The 21,836-nt window shown below is 70.1% G+C and carries 20 protein-coding genes and 2 tRNA genes; 10 read left to right on the plus strand and 12 right to left on the minus strand.

Annotated features, from left to right (window positions below):
* Nucleotides 1–49: 49 nt before the first annotated feature.
* Complete coding sequence (locus ACK4JY_RS06095; RefSeq protein WP_409603808.1) at nucleotides 50–541, plus strand: CinA family protein; 492 nt, start codon at nucleotides 50–52, stop codon at nucleotides 539–541.
* Entirely contained in the window at nucleotides 538–768 is a 231-nt protein-coding gene (locus tag ACK4JY_RS06100) for a sulfurtransferase TusA family protein (protein WP_409603810.1), read from the plus strand. The genes ACK4JY_RS06095 and ACK4JY_RS06100 overlap by 4 nt, the downstream gene beginning before the upstream one ends.
* Here the strand turns inward: ACK4JY_RS06100 and ACK4JY_RS06105 are convergent.
* Nucleotides 731–1,690 (minus strand): YihY/virulence factor BrkB family protein, encoded by a 960-nt coding sequence (locus tag ACK4JY_RS06105; protein ID WP_409603811.1) that lies wholly within the window; start codon nucleotides 1,688–1,690, stop codon nucleotides 731–733. The genes ACK4JY_RS06100 and ACK4JY_RS06105 overlap by 38 nt on opposite strands.
* 153 nt (nucleotides 1,691–1,843) lie before the next feature.
* Here ACK4JY_RS06105 and ACK4JY_RS06110 point away from each other — a divergent pair, with 153 nt between their 5' ends.
* The 3 genes from ACK4JY_RS06110 to ACK4JY_RS06120 are packed head-to-tail and all read left to right on the plus strand — an operon-like array spanning nucleotide 1,844 to nucleotide 4,548.
* Nucleotides 1,844–3,157: a diguanylate cyclase domain-containing protein gene (locus ACK4JY_RS06110; protein ID WP_409603813.1), complete on the plus strand. Its 1,314-nt coding sequence runs from the start codon at nucleotides 1,844–1,846 to the stop codon at nucleotides 3,155–3,157.
* A 42-nt stretch (nucleotides 3,158–3,199) separates the two neighbouring features.
* Nucleotides 3,200–3,796: an ArsR/SmtB family transcription factor gene (locus ACK4JY_RS06115; RefSeq protein ID WP_409603815.1), complete on the plus strand. Its 597-nt coding sequence runs from the start codon at nucleotides 3,200–3,202 to the stop codon at nucleotides 3,794–3,796.
* A gap of 5 nt (nucleotides 3,797–3,801) precedes the next feature.
* Nucleotides 3,802–4,548 carry an SRPBCC domain-containing protein gene (locus ACK4JY_RS06120; protein ID WP_409603817.1) on the plus strand — a complete coding sequence of 249 codons (747 nt, stop codon included), beginning with the start codon at nucleotides 3,802–3,804 and terminating at the stop codon, nucleotides 4,546–4,548.
* Here the strand turns inward: ACK4JY_RS06120 and mfd are convergent.
* Complete coding sequence (gene mfd, locus ACK4JY_RS06125; RefSeq protein WP_409603818.1) at nucleotides 4,545–8,000, minus strand: transcription-repair coupling factor; 3,456 nt, start codon at nucleotides 7,998–8,000, stop codon at nucleotides 4,545–4,547. The two genes, ACK4JY_RS06120 and mfd, sit on opposite strands and share 4 nt — an antisense overlap.
* Complete coding sequence (locus ACK4JY_RS06130; protein ID WP_409603820.1) at nucleotides 8,000–8,311, minus strand: succinate dehydrogenase assembly factor 2; 312 nt, start codon at nucleotides 8,309–8,311, stop codon at nucleotides 8,000–8,002. The genes mfd and ACK4JY_RS06130 overlap by 1 nt, the downstream gene beginning before the upstream one ends.
* A 112-nt stretch (nucleotides 8,312–8,423) precedes the next feature.
* Here ACK4JY_RS06130 and recG point away from each other — a divergent pair, with 112 nt between their 5' ends.
* Nucleotides 8,424–10,511, plus strand: a complete 2,088-nt coding sequence (recG, locus tag ACK4JY_RS06135) for an ATP-dependent DNA helicase RecG (RefSeq protein WP_409603822.1) — start codon at nucleotides 8,424–8,426, stop codon at nucleotides 10,509–10,511.
* On the opposite strand, the gene ACK4JY_RS06140 is transcribed toward recG, so the two are convergent.
* The gene (locus ACK4JY_RS06140; protein ID WP_409603824.1) at nucleotides 10,508–11,614 is read right to left on the minus strand and encodes a DUF3089 domain-containing protein; all 1,107 of its coding nucleotides are present in this window, start codon (nucleotides 11,612–11,614) and stop codon (nucleotides 10,508–10,510) included. The genes recG and ACK4JY_RS06140 overlap by 4 nt on opposite strands.
* 19 nt (nucleotides 11,615–11,633) lie before the next feature.
* Complete coding sequence (gene kdsA, locus ACK4JY_RS06145; RefSeq protein ID WP_409603826.1) at nucleotides 11,634–12,497, minus strand: 3-deoxy-8-phosphooctulonate synthase; 864 nt, start codon at nucleotides 12,495–12,497, stop codon at nucleotides 11,634–11,636.
* Nucleotides 12,498–12,608: 111 nt separating this feature from the next.
* Between kdsA and ACK4JY_RS06150 the strand changes: the two genes are divergently transcribed.
* Genes ACK4JY_RS06150 through sseA form a run of 3 tightly spaced genes read left to right on the plus strand, consistent with a single transcriptional unit; the run spans nucleotide 12,609 to nucleotide 16,192 of the window.
* Nucleotides 12,609–14,072, plus strand: a complete 1,464-nt coding sequence (locus ACK4JY_RS06150) for a cryptochrome/photolyase family protein (RefSeq protein WP_409603828.1) — start codon at nucleotides 12,609–12,611, stop codon at nucleotides 14,070–14,072.
* 33 nt (nucleotides 14,073–14,105) lie between these two features.
* Nucleotides 14,106–15,326, plus strand: coding sequence for a class I SAM-dependent methyltransferase (locus tag ACK4JY_RS06155; protein ID WP_409603829.1), 1,221 nt, complete (start codon nucleotides 14,106–14,108; stop codon nucleotides 15,324–15,326).
* 23 nt (nucleotides 15,327–15,349) lie between these two features.
* Complete coding sequence (gene sseA, locus ACK4JY_RS06160) at nucleotides 15,350–16,192, plus strand: 3-mercaptopyruvate sulfurtransferase (RefSeq protein ID WP_409603831.1); 843 nt, start codon at nucleotides 15,350–15,352, stop codon at nucleotides 16,190–16,192.
* Here the strand turns inward: sseA and ACK4JY_RS06165 are convergent.
* Together ACK4JY_RS06165 and ACK4JY_RS06170 are read right to left on the minus strand one after the other, a co-directional pair.
* A complete protein-coding gene (locus tag ACK4JY_RS06165; RefSeq protein ID WP_409603834.1) occupies nucleotides 16,189–17,511 on the minus strand; it encodes a dicarboxylate/amino acid:cation symporter in 1,323 nt (440 codons plus the stop codon). The genes sseA and ACK4JY_RS06165 overlap by 4 nt on opposite strands.
* A 30-nt stretch (nucleotides 17,512–17,541) precedes the next feature.
* Nucleotides 17,542–18,648, minus strand: coding sequence for an amino acid ABC transporter substrate-binding protein (locus ACK4JY_RS06170; protein ID WP_409603836.1), 1,107 nt, complete (start codon nucleotides 18,646–18,648; stop codon nucleotides 17,542–17,544).
* 90 nt (nucleotides 18,649–18,738) lie between these two features.
* On the opposite strand from ACK4JY_RS06170, the gene metC reads away from it, so the two are divergent.
* The gene (gene metC, locus ACK4JY_RS06175) at nucleotides 18,739–19,917 is read left to right on the plus strand and encodes a cystathionine beta-lyase (protein WP_409603838.1); all 1,179 of its coding nucleotides are present in this window, start codon (nucleotides 18,739–18,741) and stop codon (nucleotides 19,915–19,917) included.
* Here the strand turns inward: metC and ACK4JY_RS06180 are convergent.
* The 5 genes from ACK4JY_RS06180 to ACK4JY_RS06200 form a co-directional block, all read right to left on the minus strand.
* Complete coding sequence (locus ACK4JY_RS06180; protein ID WP_409603840.1) at nucleotides 19,910–20,374, minus strand: hypothetical protein; 465 nt, start codon at nucleotides 20,372–20,374, stop codon at nucleotides 19,910–19,912. The two genes, metC and ACK4JY_RS06180, sit on opposite strands and share 8 nt — an antisense overlap.
* Nucleotides 20,375–20,377: 3 nt before the next feature.
* Nucleotides 20,378–21,151: an exodeoxyribonuclease III gene (locus ACK4JY_RS06185; protein ID WP_409603841.1), complete on the minus strand. Its 774-nt coding sequence runs from the start codon at nucleotides 21,149–21,151 to the stop codon at nucleotides 20,378–20,380.
* Between the two features lie 36 nt (nucleotides 21,152–21,187).
* A tRNA-Arg gene (locus ACK4JY_RS06190) sits at nucleotides 21,188–21,264 on the minus strand.
* A 90-nt stretch (nucleotides 21,265–21,354) separates the two neighbouring features.
* Nucleotides 21,355–21,660, minus strand: a complete 306-nt coding sequence (locus ACK4JY_RS06195; protein ID WP_409603842.1) for an ETC complex I subunit — start codon at nucleotides 21,658–21,660, stop codon at nucleotides 21,355–21,357.
* Nucleotides 21,661–21,720: 60 nt separating this feature from the next.
* Nucleotides 21,721–21,797, minus strand: a tRNA-Pro gene (locus tag ACK4JY_RS06200).
* Between the last annotated feature and the right edge of the window lie 39 nt (nucleotides 21,798–21,836).

The raw sequence follows: 21,836 nt of genomic DNA on the forward strand, positions 1-21,836 counted from the left end.
GTGGCCTCATCCTGGACCGACTCGCCGCCCCATCGGAAGGCCCCGCCTCATGTTTCCCGACGACATCGACGCCCTCGCCCGCCAGGTGGTCGACACGGCCGCCGCGCGCGGCCTGATGATCGCCACGGCCGAGAGCTGCACCGGGGGCCTCGTCGCCGGAGCCCTGACCGCCGTCGCCGGATCCTCCGCCGTGGTCGAGCGCGGCTTCGTCACCTACAGCAACGCGGCCAAGAGCGAGTTGCTCGGCATTCCGGCCGAACTGATTGACGAGTATGGCGCTGTGTCGGCCGCCGTGGCCCGGGCCATGGCCCAAGGCGCCCTGGCGCGCTCCGCGGCCACGGTCACGGTCGCCGTGACCGGCATCGCCGGGCCGGGGGGCGGATCGGTGGACAAGCCGGTGGGACTGGTTCATTTCGCCGCGGCGGGCCCCGTCGGCCTCGTCCACCTCGAGCGGCGATTCGGCGACATCGGCCGCGAGGCGGTGCGGCTGGAGAGCGTCCGGGCCGCCCTGCGCCTGCTGCTGGACCGGATCGGCGGATGATCGTCGACGCCCGCGGCCATCGCTGTCCGACGCCAAGCCTGAAGCTGCAGAAGGCCATTCGTCAGGCCGGCCCGGGGGCTCGCCTGACCCTGCTGGCAACCGATCCCATGGCCCGGATCGACGTGCCGCACCTGATGGCGGGCATGGGCGGCGCAGTGATCTCGATCGCCGAGGCCGACGGCGTCCTGACTATCGAGGTCGAGACGCCCGCCGCTCCGACAGGCTGACAACCGATTCCGGCAGCGGATCGGCGGGCTCGAGTCTGGGCGCGCCGCTGGAGCGCTGGACGATCTCCATCTCGGTCGCGAAGGCCGCGCCGTAGAAGATGGCGTTGACGTTCCACGACAGCCAGATCAGCAGGACGACGATGGCGCCCACCGAGCCATAGGTCGCGCCCAGCGGCGCGATCTGCTCGACATAGATGGCGCACAGCCAGGACGAGATGGTCGACATCACCGTCGCCACCACGCCGCCGATGATGGCCGGGGCCCAGGCCACGGGCGCCCGGTGCGACATGGCGTATCGGTACAGCATGGTCAGGCCCAGCCACAGGCCGAGGGCGGGCCACAGGCCGACGAAGGCGGCGCCCAGTCCGCCGCCCTCCGCGGCCGCGCCCGGCCCGGTGTGCTCCAGCAGGCGGGAGGTCACCACGGCGCCCGAGACGACGGTGAAAAGGGCGAAGGCGAACAGGGCGACGAAGAAGGCCAGCAGGTTGAATTTGAGGAAGCCGTGCGGCTCGGTTTCATCATGGATAAGGTTCAGTCCGGCCAGCAAGGCCTTGAATCCGCGATGGGCTGCATAGCCGCCGATGATCAGGGCGAAGGCGCTCTGGGCTGACACGGTGCGGGCCGAGGCGTTGGCCAGACGGTCGATCTCGGTCATGAAGATGGCGCGCGCCGCGTGCGGCATGACGTCGGCCAGCGCCGCCGCCTGCTCGCTGACCTGGCCGATCGACAGCACCGCCTTGTAGAAGCCGATCAGGATGGCGATCGCCGGAAACACCGCCAGCAGGGCGAAGAAAGACACCCCGCCCGTGTAGAGCATGACGTCCCGACCCCAGCTGCGCCCGAACGCCTTGACCGCCAGCCGTCCCCACAGCGCGGGCGTGGCCCAGCGCACGGCCTCATTGATGTCCGCCCTGGCCTGCAAACCGAAATCCCGTCCCACCCCTGATGATGCTTTCTTTAACCCATTTCGCCGCCTGGGAAAGGATGCCGGCCGGTTGCCTCTCCACGGCGACCCTCGCTATGGTCCGACCGCTTGAGAGCCGGCCCGGGTGGGGGGCCGCTGGAGACATCACCTTTGACTTCCGATCCGCGCATTCTGGTCGTCGCGCCTGACGACGACCTGGTCGGGTCCCTGTGCCAGGGGCTGGACGCGCTGGGCTGGCGCACCGTCACGGCGCGGTCTCTGCCCGGCGCCATTCAGGCGCTGGTCGACTGGCCGCTGGAGACGGTGATCCTGGACGCGCGGATGCCTGACGCCGAAAGCGGCATCGCGGCCCTGCGCCAGACGGTGTCGCCGCGCCGGCTTCCGGTTCTCGCCATAGGCCCTGCCGCGGCCGGCTGGCCGTCCGGCGTGGTCGACATCGCCATGTCCGCCGCCCCGCACGCTGCCCAGGCCGCGCTGCGGCTGGAGACGCTGGTCCGGGCCGCCATCGCCGAGGAGGAGGTCAGCCTGCGCGAGGCGACCTTCGCATCGAGGGGGGAGCCACTGCTGATCCCCGAGCCCGACGCCAGCCCGTTGCGGGTGCTGGCCGCCGGCAAGCCCGACCGTCATTTCCTCGCCCTGTCCAACGCCCTGACCGAGCGCGGCTGCGACGTCGTGGCCGCCCCGACGCCCTATACCGCCTTCGACTATCTGCATGAGCGGCCGTTCGACGCCACCGTGCTGTGGGGCGCCGAGGACCACACGCCGGCGCTGTCGATCGCCTCGGGCATGAAGCGGAATACCCGCCTCTACCACATCCCGGCGGTGCTCTATCTGCGCGGTTCGGGCGAGATCAACCTGTCCGAACTGTATAACCGCGGCTTCGCCGACGTCGCCGCGGCCGACACGCCGGAGGAAGAGACCGCCGGGCGCATCGTCGCCCTCGCCCGCCATCACCGACGCCACGTCGCTATCCGCCGCGCCCTCGAAAGCGCCCGGGGTTCGGGCCTGACCGATCCGGCCACCGGCCTGTTCACCCCGGAGCTGTTCGCCAGCCACCTGGCCCGGGTCGCCGACGGCGCCCGTCTGCGGCGGCGCCCGCTGTCCGTCGTGGTGCTGCGAGTCTCCGAGACCCCGGCCCTGGTCGAGGCGCGCAAGGGCGGCTGGCTGGACCGCGCCCTCCCCCAGATCGGCGCCATGGTGTCGCGGCTGATCCGCACCGAGGACACGGCGGCCCGGCTGTCCCCCGATGTATTCGCCCTCGCCCTGCCCGCCACGCGCGGTCCGGCCGGGCGGATCGCGGCCGACCGGATCGCGGCGGTGATCGGCTGCACGGCCTTCGACGCCGGCCCCGACCGGTCGCCCTTCGTCGTCGAGTTCGAGGTCGGCGTGGCTGAGGTGGCGCCGGGAGAGTCCCCGGCAAGGGTGCTGGAACGCGCCTCGAATGACATCCGGGCCACCGCCTGACGGTCATTTGACAATTATAGTTGTCTAATGCAGGTTCGGGCCATGACCGCCCGACCCTCCGCCCTGCTCGACGATCTGGATACGGCCCTGCTGGCGCTGGCCCCGATCCGCCGCCGCATCCTCGCGGCCCTGACCGAGCCGGCCTCGGCCGCCGGACTGGCGGAGCAGCTGGGGATGCCGCGGCAGAAGATCGGCTATCACCTCAACGCCCTGGAAGCGGCCGGCCTTGTGAAACTGGCCGAGGAACGGCGCCGGCGCGGTTTCACCGAGCGGCTGTTCGTGGCGGCGCAGAACTATGTCCTCGACCCTGCCCTGATGCAGGCGCCCGTCGATCCCGCCGCCGTCGAAGCCCAGGACCGGCACGCCGCCGACCATCTGATCTCCACCGCCTCGACCCTCGTCCGCGACGTCGCCCGCATGCGTCAGGACGCGGCGGCCGAAGGGTCGCGCCTGCTGACGCTGACGGTCGAGGCCGATGTGACCTTCACAGCTCCCGCCGATTTCGACGCCTTCACCGAAGAGGTCAGCGCCGCCGTGGCGGCCCTGGCCCGCAAATACGCGGCCCCGTCGGGGCGCCGCTACCGCCTCACCGCCGTCGCCCATCCCGCCCTGACCAAAGCCGCTCCAGCCAGGAACTGACCGCCATGACCGACGCCGCCAAGCCCATGGAAGACCATGTCCTCGTCGAGGTCACCGTCCCCGCCCCCGCCGACGCGGTCTGGGCCGCCCTGCGCGATCCGGCGCAGATCAAAAACTGGTTCGGCTGGGACGCTGAGGCCCTCGCCGACGAGATCGACTTCATCTTCATCACCCACGCCGAGGCGGATGAAGCCCGCCGCGTCGTCACATTCGTCGGCGTCAACGACCGCTACGAGGTCGAGGCGACCGGCGATACGACCAGCCTCGTGCGGGTGGTCCGCTCGGCCCCGGCCGGCGACTGGTCGGATGTGTTCGACGGCATGATCGAGGGCTGGATTTCCTTCACCTGGCAGCTGGCCTTCGCCTTCGCACGACACGCGGGCCAGACGCGCCGCACGATCTTCTTCTCCGGTCCGCCGCGCGAGGATCAACTGGGCCGTTCGGTGCTGGGGCTCGACGCGGCCCCGGCGCCGGGCGAACCGTATGCGATGCCGCTGGGCCCCGACGCGGACGCCGCCGGTCAGGTCTGGTTCGTCGCCCGCCACCAGATCGGCGTCACGGTCGACGCCTGGGGCGACGGCCTGTTGGTCGTGCTGGACAGCCCGCCGAAGGAGGACAAGCGGCCGCGCGGCGCGACCATGCTGACCCTGACCACCTATGGCTTGTCGGACGCGGCCTTCTTCGAACTCGAGGGGCGCTGGAAGGCATGGTGGGACGCGCGCTTCGACAACGCCGCGCCCCACGAGAGCTAGGCGGCGCCGGCCACCCTGGCGAGATCGGTGGTGATCCGTTCAGCCACCTTCAGCCGCTCGGCCGCCGTGTCCCAGTCGCCCTTGACCACGATCTTCTGGTCCGGCCGGATCTTCCAGAAGGCGTGGTTCTTCTGGATCAGCCCGACCAGCCCCATCGGATTGGGGAAGGCGTTGTTGCGCAGCGTCAGCACCGCGCCTTTCGGCCCGATGTCGATGCGCTCGATACAGGCGGTCTTGCAGTTGGCCTTGATGCCGACGATGCGCAGCAACTGTTTCGCCTCGTCCGGCAGGGGGCCGAACCGGTCGATCAGCTCGGCGGCCAAGGCCTCGCGGGTCTCCGAGTTCTCCGCGTCGGACAGACGGCGATACAGGCTCAGACGAACGTTGAGGTCCGGGACATAGTCCTCTGGAATCAATACGGCCGCGCCGACGTTGATGGCCGGCGACCAGCCGCGGTCGACGACCCCGCCGCCCTCGCCCGAGAGACGCAGTTCGGACACGGCGTCCTCCAGCATCTGCTGGTACAGTTCGACCCCCACCTCGCGGATATGGCCCGACTGTTCGTCGCCCAGCAGATTGCCGCCGCCGCGCTGGTCGAGGTCGTGGCTGGCCAGCTGGAATCCGGCCCCGAGGTTGTCGAGCGACTGGAGCACCTGCAGGCGGCGTTCGGACGACAGGCTCATCGGCTTGTTCGGCGGCGTGGTCAGATAGGCGAAGGCCCGCGCCTTGGCCCGGCCGATGCGGCCGCGTATCTGGTGCAGCTGGGCGAGGCCGAACATGTCGGCCTTGTGCACGATCAATGTGTTGGCCGTCGGAACATCCAGTCCGGACTCAACGATGGTGGTCGACAGCAGCAGGTCGTAGCTGCCGTCGTAGAAGGCGCTCATCACGTCTTCCAGCTGGGTCGGCGACATCTGGCCGTGGCCGACCACGAATTTGATCTCGGGCACCTGTTCGCGCAGGAATTTCTCGATGTCCGGCAGGTCCGACAGGCGCGGCACGACATAATAGGCCTGACCGCCGCGGTATTTCTCGCGCAGCAGGGCCTCGCGCACCAGCACCGGGTCCCACGGCGTGACGTATGTCCGCACCGCCAGACGGTCGACCGGCGGCGTGGCGATGATCGACATCTCACGGATGCCCGACAGCGCCATCTGCAGCGTCCGGGGGATCGGCGTCGCCGTAAGTGTCAGCAGATGGACGTCGGCCCTGAGGGACTTGAGCTTCTCCTTGTGCTTGACGCCGAAATGCTGCTCTTCGTCAACGATAACAAGGCCCAGATCCTTGAACCCAACCTGTTCGCTGAGGACGGCGTGGGTGCCGACGACGATCTCGAACGAGCCGTCTTTCAGCCCGGCGCGCGTCTCCGCGGCGTCCTTCGCCGTCACCATCCGCGAGAGATGGCGCACCGTCACCGGCCAGCCGGCGAACCGCTCGCTGAAGGTCTTGAAATGCTGCCGCGCCAGCAGGGTCGTGGGACAGACGATGGCCACCTGCTGACCCGTCATGGCCACCACGAAGGCGGCCCGCAGCGCCACCTCGGTCTTGCCGAAGCCGACGTCGCCGCAGATCAGGCGATCCATCGGCGTGCCCTTGCCCAGGTCCTCCAGCACATCCCCGATGGCGTTCAGCTGGTCGTCCGTCTCCTCATAGGGGAAGCGGGCGCAGAACTCGTCGAACAGTCCCTGCGGCGGCGTGATCGGGTCCGACGACCGCAGCGACCGCTTGGCGGCCAAGGCGATCAGCCCCTCGGCCATGTCGCGCAGCCGCTGCTTTGCCTTGGCCTTGCGGGCCTGCCAGCCTGCCCCGCCCAGCCGGTCCAGCTGCGCCCCGTCGGCGTCCGAGCCATAGCGGGTGAGCAGGTCGATGTTCTCGACCGGCAGATACAGCCGGCTGTCGCCGGCGTAGAGCAGTTCCAGAGTGTCGTGCGGCGCCTGCTGGATCTCGAGCGTCTTCAGCCCCTCATAGCGGCCGATGCCGTGATCGAGGTGGACGACCAGGTCGCCGGTCGTCAGGGCCGAGGCCTCGGCGAGGAAATTGGACGCCCGCCGCTTCTTTTTCGGCCGCGCCAGCCGGTCGCCCAGCATGTCGGTCTCGGAGATGACGGCGATCGAGTCGGTCTCGAAGCCGTGCTCGACCGGCAGGACGCCGCGCAGATACAGGTCCTTCGGCGCCTTCTGGACATCGGCCCAGTCGCGCACCGCCACCACATGCTCCAGCCCGTGATCCGCCAGCATCGAGGCGAGACGTTCGGACGACCCTTCGGTCCAGGAGGCGAACAGCACGCGCTTGCCGGCCGCCTTCACCGCCTCGGCGTGCCGCGCCACGGCCTCGAACAGATTGACGCTGTCCTGGGCCCGCTCCGCCGCGAAACTGCGTCCCAGACGGCCGCCGGCGTCCTCGCCGGGGCCGTGGAAGGGCGACAACCGTCGCACCCAGCGCCCCGCCAGGGCGGTGTTCCAGTCGCTCTCCGGCAGGTACAGCCGCTCGGGCGGCAAGGCCCGGTGGGCCGCCCCGCCCTTGCCCATGGCCGCGTCGCGACGGGCGTCCCAGGCGTCCTTCGTCAGGGTCCAGCGCTCGGCCCGCGCCGCCTCGACCTGGTTGTCGAGGAACAGCCGGGCGTCATCGGGCAGATAGTCGAACAGGGTTTCGAGCCGGTCGTAGAGCAGCGGCAGCCAGTGCTCCATGCCCTGCCGCCGGGCGCCCTCGCTGACGGCGGCGTAGAGCGGATCGTCGCCCGGGGCCCCAAACAGGCCGAGGAAGCCGGTGCGGAAACGCGAGATGCTGTCGGCGTCCAGCAGCGCCTCCGACACGGGGGCCAGCGACACCGCGCGCAACTGACCGGTCGAGCGCTGGGTGGCGGGATCGAAGGTGCGGATCGATTCCAGCTCGGAGCCGAACATGTCCAGCCGCACCGGCTCCTCGAAGCCCGGCGGATAGACGTCGATGACGCCGCCGCGGACGGCGAACTCGCCTTTTTCCGAAACGGTCGAGGCGCGCATATAGCCGTTGGCGCCGAAATAGCGCTCCAGCGCCGCCGTATCGAGATCGAGCCCGACCGTGGTCTCGAAGCCGGCGCCGGTCGTCACCTCGCGCGGCGGCGTGCGCTGGGTCGCCGCGCTGACCGTGGTCACCACCAGCAGCGGGCGGCGGTCGGCGAGATCATGCCGCGCCAGCCGCGTCAACGCCGCCATCCGTTCGGCCGAGACCGACGAGGTCGGGCTCAGCCGGTCGTAGGGCAGACAATCCCACGCCGGAAACTCCACGACTTCAATGTCATTGGAGAAGAATCGGAACGCCTGAACGAACTCGCCCATACGCGCGTAGTCGCGCGCCACGAACACGCCGACGCCGCCATCGGCTTTCAGCTGTTCGGCCACCGTCAGGGCGTCGAGGCCTTCCGGCGCCCCGCCCAGCTCGCGGTCGTCGCGCGTGGGGACCCGGGCGTCCATCAGCCGGCCCCCTCGGCCACGGCCGTGGCCACATGGTCGCGCATGAAGGCGCGGATCTTCGCCATCACCGGGGTGTCGTGCATCGCCGGCGTCGGCTCCTTGCCGATGATCCAGGCGTAGAGCTGATGATCGTCGTCCTGCGCCAGCAGGGCCTCCAGCGCATCCAGCTCGGCCTCGTCCAGCGTCTCCCCCCGCTGATCGACGAACGGACCCAGCACGAGGTCGGCCTCGCGGAAGCCCCGCCGCCACGCCCGGAAGGCGATGCGGCCCAATCTCTCTTTCAGGCGTGCGTCGGTATCGGCCACAAGCATCCTTGCCCGGTGAAGTCGTGAGAAGCGCACACAGGCGGCGAGCGCAGGGCACTTCAATGAAGTGCGGTCAGATAGCGTTCCAGACGCGCTTTCGCCAGCTATGCTGTCGCCGATGCGGCCGCCGAGTCTCTTTCCCCTGTTCGCCGAGGTCTCCACCCTGAAGGGCGTGGGCCCCAAGGTGCTGCCGCTGGTCCAGAAACTGGCCGGCCCGCTGGTCCGCGACCTGCTGTTCCTGCCGCCCTCGGGCCTGATCGTCCGCCGGCGCATGACCGCCGTCTCGGCGACCGAAGGCCAGGTCGGCGTCTTTGAGGTGATGATCGACCGACTGATCGTGCCTGGCAAACCCGGGGCGCCGATCAAGGTTCGCGCCACCGACGACACCGGCTTCGTCCATCTGATCTGGTTCGGCGGCTCGGCCCAGCACATCGACCGCTTGCTGCCGAAGGGCGAGCGACGGCTGGTTTCGGGCAAGGTCGAACGCTTCAACAATGAGGTGCAGATCGCCCACCCGGACATCTTCACCCTCGCCCAGGCCGACGACATCGCCGCCGTCGAGCCCGTCTATCCGGCCACCCAGGGCCTGACCTCGAGGGTGCTCCGCAAACTGGTGCAGGCCGCACTGGAACACGCCCCGGAGCTGCCGGAGTGGCAGGACCCGGCCTGGCTGGCCAAACGCCGCTGGCCCGGCTGGCGCGCCGCGCTGGCGACCCTCCACGCACCGGCCGCGGAACCAGACCTGCTGCCCGACGCCCCTGCCCGCCAGCGGCTGGCCTATGACGAACTGCTGGCCCATCAGCTGGCCCTCGCCCGCCGCCGCCGGGCGCGCCAGATCACCCCGGCGCCGGTCATCACGCCCGGCGAGCCGTCGGCGCACCTTCTCGCCGCCCTGCCCTTCGACCTGACCGGCGCCCAGATCCAGGCCATCGCCGAGATCCGCCGCGACCTCGCCTCCGGCGAACAGATGGGCCGGCTGCTGCAGGGCGACGTCGGCTCCGGCAAGACCGCCGTCGCCGCCCTGGCGTTGGCGGACGCGGCGGCGTCCGGCTTCCAGTCCGCCCTGATGGCCCCGACCGAAATCCTCGCCCGCCAGCACTGGCAGCGCCTCGCCCCGATGCTGGAGGCCGCCGGCCTGCCCACCGTCCTGCTCACCGGGCGCGACACGCCCGCCGAGCGGCGGATCCGGCTGGCGGCCCTGGCGTCCGGCGAGGCCCGGGTCGCCATAGGCACCCACGCCCTGTTCCAGGACGCGGTCCGCTTCGATCGCCTGGCGCTGGCGGTGATCGACGAACAGCACCGCTTCGGCGTCAACGAACGCCAGCGCCTGCAGGCCAAGGGCGATCCGCGCACCGGCGGCGTCCATCTGCTGACCATGTCCGCCACGCCAATTCCCCGCACGCTCGAACTGACCCAGTACGGCGAACTTGAGGTGTCGCGCCTGACCGAGAAGCCGCCGGGCCGCACCCCCGTCACCACGGCCGTGGTCCCGCTGGCCCGGATCGGCGAGGTCGCCAAACGGTTGAAGGCGGCTTTGGACAGCGGGGCGCAGGCCTACTGGATCTGCCCGCTGGTGGCCGAGAGCGAGGCGTCCGATCTCGCCGCCGCCGAGGCCCGCGCCGCCGACCTGCGCCGGATCATGGGGGTCGAAGTGGGGCTCGCCCACGGCCAGATGGCCGGGACCGAGCGTGAGGTCGTCATGGCCGACTTCGCCGACGGGCGCACGCCGCTGCTGGTCGCCACAACCGTCGTCGAAGTCGGCGTCGACGTGCCCAACGCCTCGATCATGGTCATCGAGCACGCCGACCGTTTCGGTCTCGCCCAGCTGCACCAGCTGCGCGGCCGGGTCGGTCGCGGCACGGCCGCCAGTACCTGCCTGCTGCTCTACGGCGGCGGCGACGACGGGCTCGGCGAGACAGCGCGCATCCGGCTGGAGACCCTGCGCCGCACCGAGGACGGCTTCGAGATCGCTGAGGAGGATTTCCGCCTGCGCGGCGGGGGCGATCCCCTGGGTCTGAAACAGAGCGGCTTCCCCGCCTATCGCTTCGCCGACCCGATCCGCCACCGCGACCTGCTGCTGACCGCCGCCGACGACGCCCGGCTGGTGCTGCGACGCGACCCGGACCTGACCTCGCCGCGCGGCGAGGCGGTCAGGGTGCTGGAGGCCCTGTTCGACTGGCGAAACGACCGTCCGGGCGTGGACTAGGTCGCGCGCTCCGCTTGCCACGCCGCCAGACGCGCCTGCGCGTCGGCCTCAATATCCCCGTAGAAGAGATTGTAGGGACGAGCCTTTCGCCGATCTGCCCAGCTTCCAGCGTCTCTGAAAGACTCGCGCTTCGGCTCGCTGTAACGCAACAGGCCGTCACGGCACTGGGTGGCGATCTCGCGAGCCAGCAAGGCCGGGTGGGCGCCCCATTCAAGGCCGGTCGCATTGGTCGCGCCCCGGTTCTGGCGCGCCGGTACGGCCGCGATCGTGGTCGATCCCGTCACCGGATTGACGCACAGGGCCGGGCGATCGCCGAGGTCCACCAGTTGGCCGCGCTCGTTCCAGACCAAGGCCCTTCGCAAACGCCGCCGGGCGGCTCCGTCATTGCCCTCGACCACGGGCGCGAAGCCGACGATGCAGCCGGTTTGATCCCGTCCTTCACACGCCGGGATCCGTGGCGAAAGTTCGTCCGCTGCGGCGACCACGTCGATCAGATAGGCCGCCGCCAGGCGGTCCCGCAGGGCGGGATCGTCCGCCACCCGCTCGCGCAGCAGCCGTTCCACCAATTCTCCGCCCTGCTCGACCCCCGCCAGCACCAGCGGCCCCTCCGGGTGGCGGGCGAGCCACGCCTCGAAGGCCGCGACGACATCGCCATAGGCGAAGGCCCGGGCCTCACGCGCATCGTCCCGCAGGGTCAGTCGGGTGTAGAGGCTGCCCTGGCGATAGCGCGGCGCGCTGACCGGCCCGAGTCGCGCGAACGGTCCGGCGTAGTTGGGCAGCACCACCCGACTGAGATAGGCGTCGGCCGCGGCGTGGCCGATCGGGCCGTTCCAGTCCGAGCCGCCGTCATAGGTGGTCGAGTGCACGAAGAAGACGGCGGCGGGCCCGGAATCGGGCGCGCGCACATCGATCATCGCCCAGGCTCCGGACCGGCTGTAGTCGGGAGCCGCCGGCGGCTGATAGGTCTGGAACGGCACCTGGGGGTCGAGCCACGCCCTGAGAATGTCGCCGCGCCAGACCGCGAGCGCGGCTGTCAGCAGCAGGACCAGCCCGATGCCGGTCCAGCCGACCCACTGACGCAAGGTCAGCCTCGACCGTCTCATCGATCCAGGCCTCCCGGACTCACGCCGCCTTCGCCATGCGCGCCTTGGTCAGGTCGTCATAGGCGATCAGATCGGCGGCGAGGGCCTCGAACTGGTCGAGCGGCACCATGTTCGGCCCGTCGGACGGCGCGTTGTCGGGGTCCTGGTGCGTCTCCATGAAGACCGCGTCCACGCCCACGGCGACGGCCGCGCGCGCCAGCACCGGCACGAACTCGCGCTGCCCGCCCGAGGATGTCCCCTGCCCGCCCGGCTGCTGCACGCTGTGCGTCGCGTCGAACACCACGGGACAGCCGATCTCGCGCAGGATCGGCAGCGACCGCATGTCCGACACCAGGGTGTTGTAGCCGAAGCTGGCCCCCCGCTCGCAGGCCATGACGTTCGGATTGCCGGCGCCGACGACCTTGGCGATCACGTTCTTCATGTCCCAGGGGGCGAGGAACTGGCCCTTCTTGATGTTAATCGTCTTGCCGGTCGCCGCGGCGGCCAGCAGCAGGTCGGTCTGGCGGCTCAGGAAGGCCGGGATCTGCAGCACGTCGACGGCCTGGGCGGCGATCCGGCAATGCTCCTCGGTGTGCACGTCGGTCAGAACCGGCAGGCCGGTGACCCCGCGGATCTCGGCGAAGATCGGCAGCGAGCCTTCGAGGCCGAAGCCGCGCGCGGCGGTGGCCGAGGTCCGGTTGGCCTTGTCGAAACTGGTCTTGTAGATCACGCCGACGTTCAGCCGCTCACCGATCTCCTTCAGCGCATGGGCCATTTCCAGCGCGTGCTGGCGGCTCTCCAGCTGGCAGGGGCCGGCGATGAAGACGATGCGCTGGCCGCCGCCGATGCTGACGGGGCGCTTCAGGCCGTCCTTGATGTCGATGATGGCGTTGGGCTTGGACAAGACAGGCTTCCCGGATTTGCGGCTTGGCGAGGCGCGGCTGATGCCGCACTCATGCGGCGATCAGGTGGCGTCGGACGTTGAGGTTCGCAAGCTATCACGGAGCCCGACCGCATGACCACCAAGGCCGACGACCGACCCGTGATCCTGTGGTTCCGCCAGGACCTGCGGCTGGCCGACAACCCGGCCCTGACCCATGCGGTGGAGACCGGGCGGCCGATCGTCCCGGTCTATATCCTCGATCAGGGTTCGCGCGTCCGCCGGATGGGGGCCGCGTCCCTGTGGTGGCTGGACAAGTCGCTGCGCGCGCTCGGCGCCGATCTGCGGGAGCGCGGCTCGCGCCTGCTCCTGCGCCGCGGCGACAGCGAGGCCGAGCTGCGCCGTCTGATCGGGGAGACCGGCGCCGGGGTCGTCTTCATGAACCGTCTGTTCGAGCCCGACGCTTTCGCCCGCGACGCCGACATCGCCCACGGACTTGAGGCCGAGGGGATCGACTGCAAGGGTTGGAATGGAACGCTGCTGGCCCGTCCAGGCTCGGTCCTCAACGGTTCGGGCCAGCCGTACAAGGTCTTTACCCCCTTCCTGAAAGCCCTGCTCGGCGCCGCCGCGCCGCCGCCCCGCACCGCTGCTCCGGCGCGAATCGCCACGCCGACGGGAGTGACATCAGACGACCTCGACGCCTGGGGCCTGCACCCGACCCGGCCGGACTGGTCCGGCGGCTTCGACTGGACGCCAGGCGAGGCCGGCGCCGAGGCGGCCCTGTCCGCCTTCCTCGCGCGCGGCCTCAAGTCCTACAGCGTCGGCCGCGACCTGCCCGCCGAACCGGCGATCAGCCGCCTCTCGCCGCACCTGCATTTCGGCGAGATCAGCCCGTGGCGGGCGGTGGAGGCCGCCCGCGAGGCCGCCGGCGCCGGACGGGTCCCCGCCGCCGAGGCCGAAAAATTCGTCGCCGAGATCGGCTGGCGCGAATTCTCCGCCCATCTGCTGCACGCCTTCCCGCAGATGACGGACACGGCCTTCCGCCCCGAATACGACGCCATGCCGTGGCGCAACGATCCCGCCGCGATGGAGGCGTGGACCCGCGGCCGCACCGGCTATCCCGTCGTCGACGCCGGCATGCGCCAGCTGTGGGCGACCGGCTGGATGCACAATCGTGTGCGGATGATCGTCGCCTCCTTCCTCGTCAAACACCTGCTGATCGACTGGCGCGCGGGCGAAGCCTGGTTCCACGACACCCTGGTCGACGCCGATCTCGCGTCAAATGTGCAGAATTGGCAGTGGGTGGCGGGATCCGGCGCCGACGCTTCACCGTACTTCCGTATCTTCAACCCCATCACCCAGGGACGGAAATTCGATGCAGACGGCCGTTATGTTCGCCGGTGGGTCCCGGAGCTGCGCGGGGTTCCCGACCGCTGGCTCCACGCGCCCTGGACCGCGCCGCCCGAGGTCCTGCGCGACGCCCGCGTCCGTCTCGGCGCCGACTATCCGCGCCCGATCGTCGATCACGAGCTCGCCCGCAAGCGCGCCCTCGACGCCCTCGCCTCGGTCGTCGCCTCTCGCGGCGCCGGGGGGGATTGACGCGCGGTCCGCCCATACCCAAGCTTTCGTGTCATGACGTCGGTCACCGCCGAGCGCATCGAGACCGCCGCCCGCACGCCGCGCGGGTTCAGGATGCTGTTGCGCCTGCTGGCCGCCAACTGGACCTTCGGCCGCCTCACCGTCCTGCTGCCCAATGGCGAAATCCATCGGCTGGAAGGCGACCAGCCGGGGCCTGCCGCCGTATTCGACATCAAGGACTACCGCTTCGCCCGCCGCGTGCTCGCCTCAGGCGATATCGGTTTCGCCGAGGGCTATATGGCCGGCGAGTGGGAAAGTCCGCATCTGGCCGCCCTGCTGGAATCCTTCGCCCACAACTATGACCACATCCAGCGCCTGTTCGACGGTCATCCGCTGATGCGGGCGCTCAACTGGCTGTCGCACAAACGCCGCCGCAACAGCCGGTCCGGGTCGAGGAAGAACATCCACGCCCACTACGATCTCGGCAACGCCTTCTATGCCGCGTGGCTGGACCCGACGATGACCTATTCCTCGGCCCGGTTCACCCGGTCCGGCATGGCCCTCGACGCGGCCCAGCGCGAGAAATACGCCTCCCTCGCCGGTCTGATGGACCTCCAGTCCGGTCAGTCGGTGCTCGAGATCGGTTGCGGCTGGGGCGGCTTCGCCGAGTTCGCCGCCCGCGAGGTCGGCGCCCGGGTGACCGGCATCACCATCTCGCGGGAGCAGTACGACTTCGCCCGCCAGCGCATCTTCAACGCCGGCCTTTCGGAAAAGGTCGACATCCAGCTGATCGACTACCGCGATGTCCCGGGCCGGTTCGACCGCGTCGCCTCGATTGAGATGTTCGAGGCCGTGGGGCAGGAATACTGGCCGACCTATTTCGGCAAGATCCGCGACGTGCTGGCGCCCGGCGGCGTCGCCGGCCTGCAGATCATCACCATGGATGACGCCCTGTTCGACGAGTACAACCGGCGCACCGACTTCATCCAGAAATACATCTTCCCGGGCGGCATGCTGCCCTCGGAGGCCGTCCTCAAGCCGGTTATCGCGGCGGCGGGTCTGGAATGGCGCGCGGTCGACCGCTTCGGACAGGACTATGCCGAGACCTTGCGGCTGTGGGACGAGCGCTTCCAGTCGGCGTGGAGCGACATCCGCCAGATGGGCGGCTTCGACGAGCGCTTCCGCCGGCTGTGGCGCTTCTATCTGGCCTATTGCGAAGCCGGATTCCGCTCGGCCCGGACCAATGTCATCCAGCTGGGGCTTTCGCGCGGCTGAGCCCGATCTGCTAGGGCGGGAGGATGACGCCGTCTCTCCCGCCGCTGATCTCCACCGCCGACCTCGCAGCACAGCTGCACGCGCCGGACCTGCGTCTGGTCGACGCCAGCTGGCATCTGGACGGTCGTGACGCCCGCCCGGACTTCGAAGCGGCGCGCCTGCCCGGAGCGGTCTTCTTCGATCTTGAGGCCAGTTCGGACCCGGACAGCGATCTGCCGCACATGGCGCCCGACCCCGGAGCGTTCGCCGCCCGCATGGGCGGGTTGGGGCTGCGCGAGACCGATCACATCGTCGTCTATGACACCGTCGGCATCCGCTCGTCCGCCCGCGCCTGGTGGATGTTCCGCCTGATGGGCGCGGCGCGGGTCCAGGTGCTGGACGGCGGCCTGCCGAAATGGCGCGCCGAGGGCCGGCCGCTTGAAAGCGGGCCGCCCGATCCGGCCGACCCGGAGACCTTTACCGCGCGACTGAACCCGGACCTGCTCGCCGATCTCGCGACCGTCCGGCGCGCGCTCGCCGGGCCGGCCCAGGTCGTTGACGCCCGCGCCGCCGACCGCTTCGCGGGCCGCGCCCCCGAGCCGCGACCCGGCCTTCGGTCGGGACACATGCCGGGGGCGCTGAACCTGCCCTTCCCTCACCTGCTGAACGCCGACGGGACGATGAAGCCCGCCGCCGAACTGGAGGCCGCCTTCCGGGCCGCCGGCGTCGATCCGGACCAGCCGGTGATCGCCAGCTGCGGCTCCGGCGTCACCGCCGCCATTCTCAGCCTCGGCCTCGCCGTCCTCGGCCGGCCGTCACGGCTGTACGACGGCAGCTGGGCTGAATGGGGCGGACGACGTGATACGCCGGTCGTCGCCGACCCCTAGCCCCGCGGCGCTGTCGGCTCGGCCAGCCCTTCCGGGATCCGTTCGTCGCTCTCGCCGCGCGACACCACGGTCGCGGCGACCAGATCGCCGGTGACGTTCAGCGTGGTGCGGCACATGTCGAGGAAGCGGTCGACGCCGAGGATCAGGCCGATCCCCTCCGGCGGGACCCCGACCATCACCAGGATCATCGCCACGACCGGCAGCGATCCTGCCGGCACGCCGGCCGTGCCGATGCCGCCGAGGATGCAGACGAGCATCACGATCACCTGCTGCCCGAGCGACAGGTCGATGTTGAAGAACTGGGCGAGGAACAGCACCGTCACGCCCTCGAACAGGGCGGTGCCGTTCTGGTTGGCCGTGGCTCCGACCGTCAGGACGAAGCGGGCGATCTTGCGCGGCAGCTTCAGCTCGACCTCGGCGGCGCGCAGCGACACCGGCAGGCTGGCGTTGGACGAGGCGGTCGAAAACGCCACCACCATTGGCTCGCGCACGGCGCGGAAGAATCTGACCGGCGACATGCCGCCGAGGGCCCAGACCGCCAGCGGATAGACCACGAACATATGGATCAGCATCGCCCCGACGGCGACGCCGACATAGGCGGCCAGCCGCACCAGCAGGTCCCAGCCGAACAGGGCGGCGAGATTGAACATCAGGGCCGCGATGGCGAACGGGGCCAGTTTGATCACCAGATTGATCAGCTTCATGGTGACCTCGAACAGGCCGAGGATCACGTCCTGCAGCTTGTCGGTCGCCGGGCTGCGCGCCATCACCAGACCGATGCCGAACAGCAGGGCGAAGACCATCACCGGCAGGATCTGGTTCTCGGCGGCGGCCGTGAAGACGTTGGACGGGATCAGGTCGAGGAAGAATTGGCCAAGGTTGATGGTCTGGGGCGCGCTACCGACGATCGAGGCCGCGCCGTCGGCGCCCTGCGCCAGCAGCGCCTGCGCCAGCACCGGATCGACGCCGTCGCCCGGGCGGAACAGATTGACCATGACCAGACCGATCAGCACCGCCACGGCGGAGACCGCCACGGTGAAGGCGAGGGTCTTCCACCCGGCCCGACCCAGCGACTTGAGGTCGCCCATCTCGGCCACGCCGATGACGAGGGCCGAGAACAGCAGCGGGATGACCAGCATGAACAGCAGGCGCAGGAAAATCTGCCCGGCCGGACCGGTGATGTTCGATGTCAGCCACAGCACCCACGGCGCATCGGCGCCGACCGCCAGATTGACGAACAGGCCGCCGCCCAGACCGACGATGAAGCCGATCAGCATCAGCCAGTGCAGGGCGAGTCCGCCGCGCTTGGTCGTTTCCATATGTCTTCCCCCGGCCCTCGGCCGATGTCGTTATCGGATCGGCAGGGCGTAGATCAGGCCGCCCGGCCGAGCGTTCCATTGTGCGTTAAGCCCGCGCGCCAGGTCGAGCGATGAATCCGGCCCGATATTGCGGTTAAAGATTTCACCATAGTTGCCCGTGGCTTCGACGGCGTTCCTCGCCCAGTCCTTCGACAGCCCCATGGACGTTCCCAGATCGCCCTCGACGCCCAGGAGGCGGCGAACCTGCGGGTCTCGCGAGTCCTCGGCCAACTGGGCGGCGTTCTCCCCCGTGACTCCCAGTTCCTCGGCCATGATCAGGGCGTTGAGGGTCCAGCGGACGATCGAGGTCCAGGCCTCGTCGCCGCGCTGGACCGCCGGGCCCAGCGGCTCCTTGGAGATCACTTCCGGCAAAATGGCGTGCTGCTCGGGATTGGACATCAGGGTCCGCGCCGCGGCCAGGGCCGAGATGTCCGCGCTCAGGGCGTCGCAGTCCTCGCGGGCGTAGGCGGTGCGGGCAGCCTCCTCATTGGCCGCCACCACGGCCCGGTACTCGATGCCCCGCGCGCGGAAGAAATCGGCGACGTTCAGCTCTGAGGTCGTCTCGCGCTGGACGCAGACCCGGGCTCCGTTCAGCTCCGACGCGCTGGCCAGATCCAGCGAGCGCCGGACCAGAAAGCCCTGACCGTCGTAATAGTTGATCCCGGCGAACCGGACGCCCTCGACGACCTCGCGCGCCATGGTCCAGGAGGTCGCGCGCCACAGCACGTCGACGCGACCGCCGCGCAGGGCGTCGAACCGCTGGCTCGAACTCAAGGGCACGAACCGGACGGCGTTGGCGTCGCCCAGCACGGCCGCGGCCAGCGCCCGGCAGAAGTCGGCGTCGAAACCGCGCCATTCGCCGCGGTTGTCGGTGTAGGCGAAGCCGACCAGTCCCTGGTGCACGCCGCAGTTCAACCGGCCGCGCTGCCTGATCGCCTGCAGGGTCGGGCTGGCGAATTCCGGGGCCTCGGTCGCCGCCACGACCGCCGTCTTTTCGGTCTCGACCTCGGGATCGCCGCCGCCGCAGGCCGTCGCCATCAGCGCGAGCGCCAGGATCCCTGCCGCCGCCAGCGGTCGCCGCACCACTTCTGTCCGCATTCCGCTCCTCGCCCGAGCCATTCCAGACCTTGCGCCCCTGCCTGCTTTAGAGGCCTTTGGGGGCTGAACCGCAACCCTCGACCGGCCCTCATGTCCGACCAATCCCACCACGGCGCCCGCACCCGGCTGATCGCCCCCGCCACCCGTCGCGGCCTCGGACGACGGCCGGTCAGCCCGCCGATCCAGCGCGCCTCGACCCTGCTCAATGACGATCCCGCCGCCATGCGCGACGAAGGCGCCGGTCCGGTCTACGGCATCGAGGACCTGTCGGCCGCCCGCGAACTGCGCGCCGCCCTCGCCGGGCTGGAGGGCGCCGCCGACGCCTGGCTGGTGCCGTCCGGCCTCGCCGCCGTCACCGTGCCCCTGACCGCCCTGCTCCGGCCCGGCGACGAAGTGCTGACCACGGACGCGGTCTATGGACCCAGCCGGCGCTTCCTCAAACGGCATCTGGGGGCGCGCGGCGTCTCCAGCGCCTTTCACGCCCCCGGCGCGTCCGTCGACGAAATCCTCGCGGCCATGACAGACCGGACCCGCCTGCTGCTGATCGAATCGCCGGCCTCCCTGACCTTCGAAATGCTCGACATTGCGGCGCTCGCCGCCGCCTGCAGCCAGCGCGGCGTGCTTACCGTGATGGACAACACCTGGGGCGCCGGCCTCGCCTTCCGTCCGCTGGCGCACGGCGTGGACGTCAGCGTCCAGGCGGTGACCAAGTATGTCGGCGGCCATTCCGACCTGTTGATGGGCTCGATCGCCGTGAGCGACCCGGCCATCGCCCGGCGAATCGCGGAGACGATCGAGGATCTGGGCTGGCGGGTCTCCCCTGACGACGCCTGGCTCGCGCTGCGCGGCCTGCGCACCCTGCCGCTGCGCTATGCGGAACAGGGTCGCTCCGCCCTGACAGTCGCCCAATGGCTGCAAGCCCGGCCGGAAGTGGCTGAGGTTCTCTATCCCGCCCTGCCCGGCGCGTCCGGCCACGACCTCTGGACCCGCGACTACACCGGGGCCGCCTCGATCTTCGGCGTCGTCATGCGGGGAGGCTCCGAAGCGGCGGCCCATGTCCTCATGTCAGCGCTGCAGCTGTTCGGCCTCGGCTATTCCTGGGGCGGGTTCGAGAGTCTGATCACCCATGAGACCGGCCAGCTCGCCTTCCGCCGTTCGCCGCCGACCCTCGCCGGCGAACTGCTGCGCCTCCACGTCGGCCTCGAGGACCCCGCCGACCTGATCGCCGACCTCGAGCACGGCCTCGCCGCCTGGCGCGCCGCTAGCTGAGCTTCGCCCGCGCCGCCTTCAGCTTTGCCTTCAGGGCGTCGCGCACCGTCGCCTGACGCTTCGCCAGCGCCGCGATGCGCTGCTCCAGCGCCGCCCGCTCGGCTTCGGCCGCCGCCGCCTCTTCCGCCTGCGCCAGATCCAGCGCGCCCAGTTCGGCCTCCAGCGTCCCGACCAGAGCCTTCGCCTTCGCATCCGACGCCTTCGCCTTCTTCGCCTTCGGCGCCGTCGTCCGTTCCACCTGGCCGATATCCACCGCCAGGCCGCGCTCGATCAGTTCGCCCGGCGCGGCCAGCGCCGCCGCCCGGTCCGGGCCGATATCGATTTCCTTGGCCGCCCCGTCCTTGAACAGGTCGCGCTTGACGCCCCAGGCCTCCAGCGCCTTGGCCCGCGACGAGGCGGCGACCGTCCACGAGTGGAAGCCGTCGGAATAGCAGAACACCTTCAGCTGTCGCGCCATCGTTCAGTCCAGTTCGATCCAGGTCGGCGCATGATCGCTGGCCCGCTCGCGCCCGCGCACCTCGCGATCCACCCCGGCGTCGGTCAGCCGCTTCGCCGCCGCCGGGCTCAGCAACAGGTGATCGATGCGCATGCCCGCGTCCCGCTCCCACGCCTCGCGGAAATACTGCCAGAAGGTCCACGGCGGCGGGTCCGCCGGATAGCGTTCGCGCAGCGCGTCCGTCCAGCCCTGCGCCACCAGCCGGGAAAACGCCGCCCGGCTCTCCGGCTGCAGCAGGGCGTTCTTCTTCCACGACCGGCTGTTGTAGATGTCGGCCTCGGTCGGCACGACATTGTAGTCTCCCGCCAGCACCACGGGCGCGCCGCTGGCCAGCAGGTCGGCGGCATGGGCGTTCAGCCGCTCCATCCACGCCAGCTTGTAGTCGAATTTGGGCCCCGGCTGCGGATTGCCGTTGGGCAGGTACAGCGAGGCGATCAGCACCCCGTCGACCGCCGCCTCCAGATAGCGGCTCTGGCCGTCCGCCGGCTCTCCGGGCAGACTGCGCCGCGTCACCACGGGCTCGGCGTCGCGCGCGAGGATGGCGACGCCGTTCCAGCGGGGCTCGCCCTTCCAGACCGCGTGATAGCCGGACGCCTCGATCGCCGCCGCCGGGAACTGGGTGTCGGTCGCCTTCAGCTCCTGCAGGCAGGCGACGTCCGGCCGCGCCGCCTCCAGCCACTCCAGCAGGTTGGCGAGACGGGTGTTGATCCCGTTGATGTTGAAGGTGGCGATTCTCACCGCCCCTCAACGGCCCCGCTCGTGGCGGGTTGCCGATGGCGCGCCCAGCAGGACTCGAACCTGCAACATCCCGCTTAGAAGGCGGGTGCTCTATCCGGTTGAGCTATGGGCGCCAGAGCCAGGCGGCATCCGGTCAAGTAGCGCGAAGCGCGGCGGCCGCAAACCCGATGCGCTCAAGTAGCGCGAAGCGCGGTAGCGCCAGCCTAGTGCGTCCACGGCACCTTGCGGCTGGTGGCGAAATTGTCGGCATAGGCCTTGAGGATCACCGGCGCCTCCTGGGCCTCATGCAGGCGGAAGGCGATGCCGTAGCGCTCGGCGTAGGCGACCGCCTCTTCGCGCGAATCGAAGTCCAGCCGGACCTGACCGTTCATGTCGGCCGAACTGGTCCAGCCCATCAGCGGATCGATGGTCCGCGCCGTGGCCGGTTCGAACTCCAGCCGCCAGTGTCTCGTGTTGGCCTTGCCCGACTGCATGGCGGTCTTGGCGGGACGATAGATGCGGGCGAGCATGAGAACCTCGATACCAACCTGCGGACAGGTCGCGCGAGGCGCGACATCCGCTGCGAAATATGGTCGGGGCGAGAGGATTCGAACCTCCGACCCTCTGCTCCCAAAGCAGATGCGCTACCAGGCTGCGCTACACCCCGAACCAGAGGCGCGGTGTGTGCCACGCGCGCCTCTTCGCC

The organism is Brevundimonas sp., assembly GCF_046295595.1.
GTDB lineage: Bacteria > Pseudomonadota > Alphaproteobacteria > Caulobacterales > Caulobacteraceae > Brevundimonas.